Genomic DNA, 11,046 nt, shown 5'->3' with positions numbered 1-11,046 from the left:
CGCCCTGCAGCAGCCGCTGCAGGGCGTCGCGGTAGACCGGGTCGCGCTCGCTCTGCCGCAGCACCGGTCCGTCGGCCTCCAGGCCGCAGGCGCGCAGGCTCGCCAGTTGCCGCTCGGCGGCGCCGGGCACGCTGCGCGGGCGGTCCACGTCCTCGATGCGCAGCAGCCACTGGCCGCCGGCGTGGCGGGCGAGCAACCAACTGCCGAAGGCGGCGAGCAGCGAACCCAGGTGCAGTGGGCCGGTGGGCGAGGGCGCGAAGCGGCCGCGGTAGGGAGGCGGGGACATGGACAAGCTGAATCCTCGGTCAGGTGCGCGCTTGAATTCAAGCGGCCGACACCGCAGATTCGAGCCAATCCTTCCATTTGATCTGTGCGGAGCCCACGCTCACATGTTCAATCGTATCGTCCTGTTCCTCATCACCAACCTGGCGGTGCTGGTGCTGGCCGGCATTGTCATGTCCGTGTTCGGGGTCAACCCCAACCAGATGGGCGGCCTGCTGGTGATGGCCGCGATCTTCGGCTTCGGCGGCTCCCTGGTGTCGCTGCTGCTGTCCAAGTTCATGGCCAAGCGCGCCACCGGTGCGCAAGTGATCACCGAGCCGCGCAACCACACCGAGCGCTGGTTGCTGCAGACCGTGCAGCGCCAGGCGCAGGCCGCCGGCATCGGCATGCCCGAGGTCGCCGTGTACGACGGCCCGGAGATCAACGCCTTCGCCACCGGCGCCAACCGCAACAATGCGCTGGTCGCCGTTTCCACCGGCCTGCTGCAGAACATGACCGAGGACGAGGCCGAGGCGGTGCTGGGCCATGAAATCAGCCACATCGCCAACGGCGACATGGTGACCATGGCATTGCTGCAGGGCGTGCTCAACACCTTCGTCATCGTGCTGGCGCGCGTGGTCGGCGGCGTGGTCGACAGCTACCTGTCCGGCAACCGCGACGGCCGTCGCGGCCTGGCCTACTACGCGATCGTGATGGTGCTGGAACTGGTGTTCGGCCTGTTCGCGACGATGATCGCGATGTGGTTCTCGCGCTACCGCGAGTTCCGCGCCGACGCCGGCGGCGCCAGCCTGGCCGGCCGCGCCAAGATGATCGCGGCGCTGCAGCGGCTGGAACTCAACCATGGCCAGAGCACCTTGCCGTCGCAGGTGCAGGCGTTCGGCATCGCCGGTGGCCTGGGCCAGGGCCTGCGCAAGCTGTTCATGAGCCACCCGCCGCTGTCCGAGCGCATCGCCACCCTGCGCGCCTCGCACGTCAACGCGACGGTGAGCTGATAGTTCGCGAGATCGACATGCCGGCCGGCGGAGCGCAGGCTCCGCCGGCCGTTGCTTTTGCGACTCCCCAATCCCCAATCCCGAATCGCGGCCCCTCAGGCAAAATCGAACGTCATCCCCGGCGCCGCCAGGCCGACGAACTCGCCCTGCACGTAGTCGACGCCGGCACTGAACAGCAGGCTCATCGAGGTGGCGTCGGACACGAACTCGGCGATGGTGCGGATGCCGGCAGACTGCGCGCGCGCGGTGATCTCGCGGATCTTGTCCTGATGTTCGCGGGTCTGGGTCAGGTCCTGGGTGAAGCCGCGGTCCAGCTTCAGGAACGAGGGCTGGAAGTGCGCCAGCAACTGGAACGAGTCCAGGCCGGAGCCGAACTGTTCCAGCCCGACCTTGCAGTCCAGGGCGGTGGCGTCGGCCAGGAACTGCTGCGCGTTGCGCAGATGGGTGAACACCTTGGCCTCCGGCGTCTGCAGCCACAGGCGGTCGCCGGGCACGCCGTGCGTCGCCAGTTCGCGCCGGATCAGGTCGACCATCTGCGTGTCGGCGAAGGCCTCCGGGCTGACCTTGACCAGCAAACTGGTGGCATGGCCGGCGCGCTGGCGTTCGCCGATCACGGCGATCGCGCGGGCGACCACCCAGCGGTCGATCTCGGCAGTCAGGCCATGCTCGGCGGCGATGCCGAGGAAGGTTGACGGGCCAATCAGCTCGTCGTTGCGCTCCAGGCGCAGGTAGGCCTCGTACAGCTCGTGCGGTTCGCCCTGCAGGTTCAGAACCGGCTGGTAGTGCAGCAGGAAGCCGTCGCCGGCCAGGGCCTCGCGCAGGTGCTGGACCCAGCGCTGCACGCGCTCTTCCTCGAGTCGGTCGGCCGCGCCCGGGTCGAAGATCTTGCAGGCGTTGCCGCCCAGTTCGACGGTCGCCTGCACGTTCTCGCTGGCGCGGGCCAGGACCTGGCCGACGCTGGCGATCTTCTCGCCGATCTGCACGCCGCCGATGCTGACGGTGACCGTGGCCGAGCGCTCGCCGACGCTGAACACCTGGCTGGCGTAGGCCTGCAGCAGGCGCTCGGCCAGCGCCGCGGTGCGCGCGTAGTCGCCTTCCAGCAGTAGTGCGAAGTTGTGCTCGCCGAAGCGCGCCGCCTGCACGTCGCCGTCGATGGCGGCAGCCAGGTGCTGGGCCAATGCGGCGACCAGCGCATCGGCCGAATCCAGGCCGATGTCGGCCAACAGGCGTGCGTAATGATCCGGCTCGACCAGCAGGAAGCCGTACTGGCCCTCGCCGCGGCCGACCTGGGCCACCGCGGTTTCCAGCGCCAGCATGAAGGTCGGGCGGTTGAGCAGACCGGTGACCTGGTCGCGCTGGCGCAGGTCCTCGACCTCGCGCGCCAGTTCCGGGTCGAACTCCTCGCGGCGGCGGAACACCACCTGCACGCAGGCCTCGCCCTCGTAGCTGGCGGTGGCGAATTCCATCGTCGCCGGAAAGCTGTCGCCTTCCAGGGTGCGCGCGTCCACCTGGTACTGCGCCGGCGGCGGCTCGCCCTTGCTCAGCGACTTCAGCAACTGCTTGAAACCTTCCACGTGTTGCGGGGCGACCATGTCCAGCAGCGACACGCCTTCGACGTCGTCGAACGACTCGAACCCGAACATCTCCAGGTAGGCGTCGTTGGCGCGGATGTGCATGCCCTCGTGGATGTAGGCGATCGGATCGCGCGAGGAGGCGATCAGCGCGTCGCAGCGGCGCTCGGTCTCGCGCATCTGCGCTTCGATCCGGCGCAGGCCGCGCCGCGCCTGCAGGTCGGCCCAGGTGGTGCGGACCACCGCCAGCAAGTGCTCGGGCCGCTGCCGCAGCGCGATCGCGCGCGCGCCGCCGGCCACGGCCTCCAGCCATTCCTGTTCGTCGATGCGCTCGGCCAGCACGATGACCGGGATGTCCTTGCCGCTGGCAGCGACCCGTTGCAGCACCTGCGGCAGCGGGATCGACTGCGCCTGCGCGCTGAGCACCAGGTCGATCGGCTGTGCGGTCAGCATCGCCGACAACTCCTCGGCGTGCTGCGGCCGCGACGGGCGCACCGCGATGCCGCTGTTGCGCAGGCTGCTGACGATCGCCTCGGCGTCTTCGCCGCTGTCGTCGACGATCATCAGGCGGAGGGTGATGTCTTTGCCTGTGTGCATGAAGCCTCCCGGGGACGGGGTTTAATACACGATGCCCGCGGTCGCGTCCATGTTGTTCGGGAATGGGAAATCGGGAATGGGGAGTCGTAAGAGCGGACTGCCGTGTCTGAACGTTCGCGGGCGGACCGAGACGCGCGCGCAACGAGCGGTGTTTCGAGTCCCCATTCCCGAGTCCCCATTCCCCATTCCCCATTCCCCATTCCCGGCCGCTAGGCCGCCAAACCAGCCGCATGGCCCGAGGCCCAGGCCCACTGGAAGTTGTAGCCGCCCAGCCAGCCGGTGACGTCGAGCACTTCGCCGACGAAGTACAGGCCGGGCACGCGCCGCGATTCCATGGTCGAGGACGACACCTGGTCGGTGTCCACGCCGCCCAGGGTGACTTCGGCGGTGCGGTAGCCCTCCGTGCCGCTGGCCACCAGCGGCCAGGCGCCGAGCAGCTCGGCGGCGGCGCGCAGCTGTGGCTCGTCCAGCTGGCGCACCGGCTTGTCCGGCAGCCACACCTCGCACAGGCGTTGTGCGAAGCGGCGCGGCAGTGCCTCGCCGAGTACCGTGCGCAACTCGGCGGCGCCGCGCAGGCGTTTCTGTTCGCGCAGCCAGGTCGCCGCGTCCTGCCCCGGCAACAGGTCCAGGCGCAGGTCGTCGCCCGGTTGCCAGTACGAGGAGATCTGCAGGATCGCCGGGCCGCTGACGCCGCGGTGGGTGATCAGCATGAAGTTGCGGAAGCGCGCGCCGTTGCAACTGGCCTCCACCGGCAGCGCCAGGCCGGACAGGTCGTGCAGGCGTTCCTGGTGCTTGCCGCTCAGGGTCAGCGGCACCAGCCCGGCGCGGGTCGGCAGCACCGCGTGGCCGAACTGCCGCGCCAGCTCGTAGCCGAAGCCGCTGGCGCCGAGGCTGGGGATCGACAGGCCGCCGGTCGCCACCACCAGCGAGGCCGCATGCACCGGGCCATCGTCGGTGTCCAGGCGGAACCCCTCGCTGCCGCGTTCCACCGCGCGCACGCTGCAGTCGGTGCGCACCGTCACCCCCGCCGCGGCGCACTCGTCCACCAGCATGCGCACGATCTGCTTGGAGGAGATGTCGCAGAACAGCTGGCCCAGTTCCTTCTCGTGATAGGCGATGCCGTGGCGTTCGACCAGGTCGATGAAATCGGCCGGGCGGTAGCGGGCCAGCGCCGATTTGCAGAAGTGCGGGTTGGCCGACAGGAAGTTGCCCGGCCCGGTGCCGGTATTGGTGAAGTTGCAGCGGCCGCCGCCGGACATCAGGATCTTCTTGCCGACCTTGTTGGCATGGTCGATCACCCGCACCCGGCGCCCGCGCTGGCCGGCGGCGATCGCGCACATCAGCCCGGCGGCGCCGGCGCCGAGTACCACGACATCGGTGCGGAGGGGGGCGGTCCCGACGCTCATGCCGCGGCTTTGCGCACCGTGGGGGTGAAGGCGAAGCTGCCGCTGTCGCCCAGCCACTGCACCTCGCCGTCCTGGATCACCACGTCGAAGCGCATGCTGCGCTGGATCAGCTCGGCTGCTGCAGCGACGGCGTCGGCCGGCAGGTCGATCACCTGTACCGGCTTTAGCTTGATCAGCGCGGACGCGTTCTTGTCCCACCAGATGTCCGCGGCGCGGCCGCCATAGTTGGCCACCACCACCGAGCGCGCCCGGCCGCAGGCCTTGCGTACCCGCGACTCGTCGGGCTGGCCGACCTCGATCCATTGCTCGATCGCGCCGGTGTAGTCCATCCGCCACAGGTCGGGTTCGTCGTCGCTGCTCAGGCCCTTGCCGAACAGCAGGCGCTCCTCGGCGAACAGGGCGAAGGTCAGCAGGCGCGCCATCAGCCGCTGATCGGTTTCGGACGGGTGTTGCGCCAGGGTCAGGGAATGGGCGGCGTAGTAGCCGCGGTCCATGTCGGAAATCTGCAGCTCCGCCTTGCGGAGGGTGGCGGTGAGGGCCATGCGGCTATCGGGATCGAGGGCGCACTAGGATACGGTGTGGGGCCGCCGCTGGCCGGGGACTTGTGGGGAAGCGGGAGAATCGAGGCCGGGGGGCGCGTGTCCGACCCGTGGCCGGGGCGGGGGGAGGGGGAGCCACGGCCACCTCCGGCGTGGTCGCAGGCTCAGTCGCCGTTGTCCGGTCCAGGGCGGATTTGCGCAGTTTCCGCGGATCGGCAGGCGGATCGGCAGCGCCGGCGTTAACTTTAGGGTTGGGTTCAGCTTCCTTGTGGTCGATCCCGGTTTGTCTACACAAACATGTCGCTTTTTGATCACGACCCGCGTATGGTGGCCCCACTGTGTTTGCTAGAGTCACCGTGAATCGTGGCTTGGTGTAGTAGATCTCACGATCCACTTCATCGTTCCGCTCGCTTTACTAACGCCTGCAACTCAGTCTCGGCCTCGATTTCCGATGGCTGCGATTTCTTCAATTCAATGTTTCAGGAGTTAGCAAATGTCTGAGCGTCAGAACGGTACCGTGAAGTGGTTCAACGATGCCAAGGGCTTCGGCTTCATCACCCCGGAAAGCGGCCCGGACCTGTTCGTGCATTTCCGCGCGATCCAGGGCACCGGCTTCAAGTCGCTGCAGGAAGGCCAGAAGGTGACCTTCGTCGCCGTGCAGGGCCAGAAGGGTATGCAGGCTGACCAGGTGCAGGCCGTCTAAGGACGTCTGCCACCGCAAGGTGCCGAACGCCGGGAGCGCAAGCTTCCGGCGTTTTTGTTTTGGGCGTTTCTTTTTTCGGACAGCGGGTTCCCGCTGATCGCGGCGCCGTCGCCATGGCGCCAGATGCAGCGACCATACCCTGCATGCGCGGGTTCACACCTGCATCCGGCTACCATGGCGGCCCCCGAGCTCCGGAGCCGCCGCCATGATCACCGTGCATCACCTCAACCAGTCCCGGTCGCAGCGCGTGCTGTGGTTGCTGGAGGAACTGGCGCTGCCGTACCAGGTGATCAAGTACCAGCGCGATCCCAAGACCATGCTGGCACCGCCGGAGCTGCGCGCGATCCATCCGCTGGGCAAGTCGCCGGTGCTGGTGGACGACGGCCACGTCCTCGCCGAGTCCGGGGCCATCCTCGACTATCTGGTGGATCGCTACGACACCGGCAGCACGCTGTCGCCGGCGCCGCAGCCGCTGGATTCGCCCGAGCGCCTGCGCTACCGCTACTGGATGCACTACGCCGAGGGGTCGGCGATGCCGCCGCTGCTGATGAGCCTGGTGTTCGGGCGGATCCGCTCGGCGAAGATGCCGTTCTTCGCGCGGCCGATCGCCAAGGCCATCGTCGACAAGGCGATGCATGGTTTCGTCGGTCCGCAGGTGCGCCTGCACCTGGACTGGATGGAGCGCGAACTGGCCGAGACCGGCTGGTTCGCCGGCGACCGCTTCACCGCCGCGGACGTGCAGATGAGCTTCCCGGTGCAGGCCGCCGCGGCGCGCATCGGCCTGCAGACGCATCCGAACCTGGCCGGGTTCGTGCAGCGGATCGAGCAGCGCCCCGCCTATCAGCGCGCGCTGCAGCAGGGTGGTCCATTCGAACTGCTCGGCAGCGCGGACGGCTGAGTTCCGTCCGCATCGTCCGGGTCAGCGGGCGGCGGGACGTGCCGGGCAGGCACGCACGAAGGCGATGCTGTCGGCCATGACTGGCAGCGCCGGGTCGTCCTTGCGCAGCGCCAGCACCAGGCGCATGTGGCCGACGCCGGGATAGGTCTTCAGTTCGGCCGGTACCCCGGCGCGCTGCAGCGCGGCCTGCAGCGACTGGCTGTTGTGCGGCTCCACCACGGTGTCGGCGTCACCGTGCAGCAGCAGCGCCGGCGGTTCGTCGCCGTCGACGAAGTTCACCGGCTGCGAGCGCCGCTGTTGCGCCGGGTCCTGGCCGAACATGCCGATCAGGTCCGGATCGGTCAGCGGCAGGAAGTCGTAGGGGCCGGCCAGCCCGACCAGGCCGCACAGTTGCCGCGGCGACAGGCCCTGTGCCTGCAGCCAATGAGCGTCGGTCGCCAGCAGCGCGGCGATGTGCGCACCGGCGGAGTGGCCCATCAGCACCAGCCGTTGCGGATCGCCGCCGTAGTCGGCGGCATGGCGCCGGCTCCAGGCCACCGCCGTGGCGGCATCGCGCATGAAGCCGTCCAGGGTCACCTGCGGATACTTGCGGTAGTCCGGCACGATCGCGACCACGCCGTGCCGCGCCAGCGCTTCGCCGGCCCAGCGGTAGTTCTGGCGGTCGCCGGTCTTCCAGGTACCGCCGTGGAAGAACACCACCACCGGCGCGTGCTCCACCCCGGCGGGGCGGTACACGTCCAGTGCCAGGCCATGCGCCGCGTCGTAGACGATCCCGCGTTGCTCGTGGAGGCCATGCCGCGAGGAGCTGGCGTTGAGGCCGCCGAAGAACAGGCTGCTGCAGGCCGAGACCAGCAGCGAGGAGAGGGCGATCAGGGCGTTGCGGGGCCAGCGGGGCGAAGACGGTCGGTCGGACATGGGCGATCCCTGAGAGGAGCGCGGAGCATGCCGCATGGGGGTGTCGGCGGCGAGTGGAGGTGGGGCGTGGAGTGGGGAGTGGGGATTGGTCAAAGCGGGGGTTACTGCGCGTACGCTGGGTTCGCGGTGGTCGGACCCTCACCCCAACCCCTCTCCCGGGGGAGAGGGGCTTTTCGGGCTCTCGCGATACCTGGCGTGCACTGGATGCTCACCTCGCGGACTTTCCAATGAAGCCTGCGGCTTCTACGCTGTCTCCCATGCCCTCCTTGCGTTTCGACAATCGTTTCGTCGCCGAACTGCCTGGCGACCCGGAAACCGGTCCGCGGCGCCGCGAGGTGCTGGGCGCGCTGTGGTCGCCGGTCGAGCCGACGCCGGTCGCGGCGCCGCGGCTGCTGGCGTATTCGCCGGAGGTGGCCGCCTTGCTCGGGCTGTCCGAGCAGGAGGTGCGGGCGCCGGAGTTCGCCGCGGTGTTCGCCGGCAATGCGCGCTATCCGGGCATGCAGCCCTATGCGGCGAACTATGGGGGGCATCAGTTCGGGCATTGGGCCGGACAACTCGGCGACGGCCGCGCGATCTCGCTGGGCGAGGCGCTGGGCGTGGACGGGCGGCGCTGGGAGCTTCAGCTCAAGGGCGCCGGGCCCACGCCGTATTCGCGCGGTGCCGATGGCCGCGCCGTGCTGCGCTCGTCGATCCGTGAGTTCCTGTGCAGCGAGGCCATGCATCACTTGGGCGTGCCGACCACACGTGCGCTGAGCCTGGTCGGCACCGGCGAGACGGTGGTGCGCGACATGTTCTACGACGGCCACCCGCGCGCCGAACCGGGCGCGGTGGTGTGCCGGGTGGCGCCCTCGTTCGTGCGCTTCGGCAGTTTCGAACTGCCGGCGGCGCGGGGCGACACCGCCTTGCTGCGGCGCCTGGCCGATCTGGTGATCGCACGCGATTTCCCGGCGCTGTCCGGCACCGGTGGCGCACGCGATGCGGCCTGGTTCGCCGAGATCTGTGCGCGCACCGCACGCATGGTGGCGCACTGGATGCGGGTCGGCTTCGTGCACGGGGTGATGAACACCGACAACATGTCGATCCTGGGCCTGACCATCGACTACGGCCCCTACGGCTGGGTCGACGACTACGACCCGGACTGGACGCCCAACACCACCGATGCGCAGGGGCGCCGCTACCGCTTCGGTACGCAGCCGCAGGTCGCGTACTGGAACCTGGGTCGGCTGGCGCAGGCGCTGGCGCCGCTGTTCGACGACGTCGCGCCACTGCACGACGGCCTGGAGCGGTTCCGTGCGGAGTATGCGCAGGCCGAGCGCGACAACATCGCGGCCAAGCTCGGCCTGCAACAGTGCGGTGATGACGATGTGGCGCTGATGCGCGACGTGCTGGATCTGCTGCAGCAGGGCGAGGTCGACATGACCCTGTGGTTCCGCGGCTTGAGCGCATTGCCGCTGCCGCCGTGGACGCCGGCGCAGGCGCTGACGGCGCTGGCCGACGCGTTCTACGACCCGGACAAGCTGGCGGCGCAGGCGCCGGCGTTCGAGGTCTGGCTGGCCCGCTATGCGCAGCGCCTGCAGCAGGATCCGCTGCAAGCCGCCTTGCGTGCGGAGCGGATGCGCGCGGCCAACCCGCGCTACGTGCTGCGCAACTACCTGGCGCAGCAGGCGATCGACCGCGCCGAGCAGGGCGATACCAGCGGCATCGACGAACTGCTGGAGGTGATGCGGCGTCCCTACGACGAGCAGCCGGGACGCGAGGCCTTCGCGGCGAAGCGTCCGGATTGGGCGCGCAGCCGGGCTGGCTGTTCGATGCTGTCGTGCAGTTCCTGAGCGGGGCCGGCGCGTGCGCTCAGGGCGCGGTCGCGCCGCGATAGCGCCAGGCGGCCAGGAAGGTCGCCACCACTTCTTCCGCCAGCGCCTGCTGCGCAGCCGCGTCCGGCGCCTGTCCGTTGAGCATCGCGCCGGGATAGGCATAGCCGAAGGTGGCGCCGATGAACGCGGTGGCGGCGAGGGTGGGGCGTGCGACCTGCACGTCGCCGCGCGCGTGCAGGGTCTGCAGCAAGGCGCTCAGGCGCTCGCGCAGGCGGCCGGCGCGGCGCTGGTGCAGCGACTGCAGCAGGTCCGGCATCTGCGCGCTGGCCTGCACCAGCAGGCGATGCAGGCGCAAGGCGTCGGGCGCGTACAGGTGCGCCGGCACGGTCACCGCGATCTGCCGCAGGGTCGCCGGCAGGTCCTGCGCGGTAGCGCTGCCGATGTTTTCGAAGCGCGCCTGCAGTTCCTCGTTCAAGGCCTCGAACACCTGCATCAGCAGCTCGGCCTTGCTGGAAAAGTGGTTGTACAGGCTCTGCCGGGTCAGCCCGGCCTGGCTGGCGATCTGTTCCAGCGACACGTCCAGCCCGTGTTCCAGCAGCAGGGTGCGTGCCGCCGCCAGCAGGCGTGGCCGCGCCAGTGCCGGCCGTCCACGCGGGCGCGCGGGCACGCCCGTTGTCGCCGGCTCGGCCGTCGCCGTCGCAGTTTGCGCATCCTGGCGGCGAAGGGTTGTGCTTCCCTTCATGATTGTTTTTTTGTCTTTGAGTAAATTAAATGATCCTCCCCGCCGTCCCCAGGATCAAGCGCATGCCCGCGCCTTTCGTCCAGCGCCGCCGCGCGCTGCCGTTGCTGCTGTCCGTCGTCGTGCTCGCGTTCGCGGGCTGCAAGGGGGGAGGCAAGGCCCCGGCGCCGGCAGCGAAGACGGTGGAGGTGGTGACCCTGCAGCCGCAGAGCGTGCCGCTGAGCGTGGAACTGGCCGGGCGTACCGTGGCCTCGGAAGAATCGGAGGTGCGGCCGCAGGTCAGCGGCATCCTGCGCCAGCGGCTGTTCGAGGAGGGCGCCACGGTGCGGGCCGGGCAGCCGCTGTTCCAGATCGAGCCGACCCTGTACCAGGCCGCCGCCAACCAGGCGCAGGCCAACCTGGCCACCGCCGAGGCCACGCTCGCCGCCGCCACGCTGCGCGCCGAGCGTTACCGCACCCTAGGCAAGACCCGGCTGGCCGCGCAGCAGGACGTGGACGATGCGCAGGCCGCCTACAAGCAGGCGCTGGCCAGCCGCGACGCGCAACGCGCGGCGCTGGACACCGCGCGCACGCAGCTGCGCTTCGCCACGGTG

General features: G+C 69.5%; 11 protein-coding genes. 5 read left to right on the top strand and 6 right to left on the bottom strand.

Going from position 1 to position 11,046, the window contains the following annotated elements; genetic code table 11:
• Window positions 1–286: glutamate--tRNA ligase family protein (locus tag D588_RS0116290; protein ID WP_026143791.1), on the bottom strand; the 286-nt coding region annotated here is incomplete at its 3' end.
• A 103-nt stretch (window positions 287–389) separates the two neighbouring features.
• Here D588_RS0116290 and htpX point away from each other — a divergent pair.
• Window positions 390–1,274 carry a protease HtpX gene (gene htpX / locus D588_RS0116285; protein WP_017909331.1) on the top strand — a complete coding sequence of 295 codons (885 nt, stop codon included), beginning with the start codon at window positions 390–392 and terminating at the stop codon, window positions 1,272–1,274.
• A 95-nt stretch (window positions 1,275–1,369) separates the two neighbouring features.
• Here htpX and D588_RS0116280 read toward each other — a convergent pair whose 3' ends face one another.
• The 3 genes from D588_RS0116280 to D588_RS0116270 all read right to left on the bottom strand — a co-directional run bounded on the left by D588_RS0116280 (window position 1,370) and on the right by D588_RS0116270 (window position 5,390).
• A complete protein-coding gene (locus D588_RS0116280) occupies window positions 1,370–3,442 on the bottom strand; it encodes an EAL domain-containing protein (protein ID WP_026143790.1) in 2,073 nt (690 codons plus the stop codon).
• 209 nt (window positions 3,443–3,651) lie between these two features.
• Window positions 3,652–4,848, bottom strand: coding sequence for an NAD(P)/FAD-dependent oxidoreductase (locus D588_RS0116275; RefSeq protein ID WP_017916730.1), 1,197 nt, complete (start codon window positions 4,846–4,848; stop codon window positions 3,652–3,654).
• A complete protein-coding gene (locus D588_RS0116270; RefSeq protein ID WP_017916729.1) occupies window positions 4,845–5,390 on the bottom strand; it encodes a YaeQ family protein in 546 nt (181 codons plus the stop codon). The genes D588_RS0116275 and D588_RS0116270 overlap by 4 nt, the downstream gene beginning before the upstream one ends.
• A gap of 490 nt (window positions 5,391–5,880) precedes the next feature.
• On the opposite strand from D588_RS0116270, the gene D588_RS0116265 reads away from it, so the two are divergent.
• A complete protein-coding gene (locus D588_RS0116265; RefSeq protein ID WP_017909327.1) occupies window positions 5,881–6,090 on the top strand; it encodes a cold-shock protein in 210 nt (69 codons plus the stop codon).
• 205 nt (window positions 6,091–6,295) lie between these two features.
• Window positions 6,296–6,988 (top strand): glutathione S-transferase, encoded by a 693-nt coding sequence (locus D588_RS0116260; RefSeq protein ID WP_017909326.1) that lies wholly within the window; start codon window positions 6,296–6,298, stop codon window positions 6,986–6,988.
• A 21-nt stretch (window positions 6,989–7,009) separates the two neighbouring features.
• Here the strand turns inward: D588_RS0116260 and D588_RS0116255 are convergent, their stop codons facing one another.
• Entirely contained in the window at window positions 7,010–7,903 is an 894-nt protein-coding gene (locus D588_RS0116255) for an alpha/beta hydrolase (RefSeq protein ID WP_017916728.1), read from the bottom strand.
• A 257-nt stretch (window positions 7,904–8,160) separates the two neighbouring features.
• Here D588_RS0116255 and D588_RS0116250 point away from each other — a divergent pair, with 257 nt between their 5' ends.
• A complete protein-coding gene (locus tag D588_RS0116250) occupies window positions 8,161–9,732 on the top strand; it encodes a YdiU family protein (protein ID WP_017916727.1) in 1,572 nt (523 codons plus the stop codon).
• Window positions 9,733–9,751: 19 nt separating this feature from the next.
• On the opposite strand, the gene D588_RS0116245 is transcribed toward D588_RS0116250, so the two are convergent.
• On the bottom strand, window positions 9,752–10,381 hold the full coding sequence (locus D588_RS0116245; protein WP_017916726.1) for a TetR/AcrR family transcriptional regulator: 630 nt from the start codon (window positions 10,379–10,381) through the stop codon (window positions 9,752–9,754).
• Between the two features lie 137 nt (window positions 10,382–10,518).
• Here D588_RS0116245 and D588_RS0116240 point away from each other — a divergent pair.
• The coding region (locus tag D588_RS0116240) for an efflux RND transporter periplasmic adaptor subunit (RefSeq protein ID WP_017916725.1) at window positions 10,519–11,046 on the top strand (528 nt) is incomplete at its 3' end.

Origin of the sequence: Xanthomonas sp. SHU 308 (assembly GCF_000364645.1) — a bacterium.
Classification (GTDB): domain Bacteria; phylum Pseudomonadota; class Gammaproteobacteria; order Xanthomonadales; family Xanthomonadaceae; genus Xanthomonas_A; species Xanthomonas_A sontii.
The sequence above is the reverse complement of the archived record's forward strand: the minus strand, read 5'-3'. Positions and strand labels throughout refer to the sequence as shown.

What these genes read in the sequence shown, in the direction of transcription:
- D588_RS0116265 (WP_017909327.1), top strand. Translation starts at nt 5,881, where the DNA reads ATGTCTGAGCGTCAGAACGGTACCGTGAAGTGGTTCAACGATGCCAAG.
- D588_RS0116270 (WP_017916729.1), bottom strand. Translation starts at nt 5,390, where the DNA reads ATGGCCCTCACCGCCACCCTCCGCAAGGCGGAGCTGCAGATTTCCGAC.
- D588_RS0116255 (WP_017916728.1), bottom strand. Translation starts at nt 7,903, where the DNA reads ATGTCCGACCGACCGTCTTCGCCCCGCTGGCCCCGCAACGCCCTGATC.
- htpX (WP_017909331.1), top strand. Translation starts at nt 390, where the DNA reads ATGTTCAATCGTATCGTCCTGTTCCTCATCACCAACCTGGCGGTGCTG.
- D588_RS0116280 (WP_026143790.1), bottom strand. Translation starts at nt 3,442, where the DNA reads ATGCACACAGGCAAAGACATCACCCTCCGCCTGATGATCGTCGACGAC.
- D588_RS0116260 (WP_017909326.1), top strand. Translation starts at nt 6,296, where the DNA reads ATGATCACCGTGCATCACCTCAACCAGTCCCGGTCGCAGCGCGTGCTG.
- D588_RS0116250 (WP_017916727.1), top strand. Translation starts at nt 8,161, where the DNA reads ATGCCCTCCTTGCGTTTCGACAATCGTTTCGTCGCCGAACTGCCTGGC.
- D588_RS0116275 (WP_017916730.1), bottom strand. Translation starts at nt 4,848, where the DNA reads ATGAGCGTCGGGACCGCCCCCCTCCGCACCGATGTCGTGGTACTCGGC.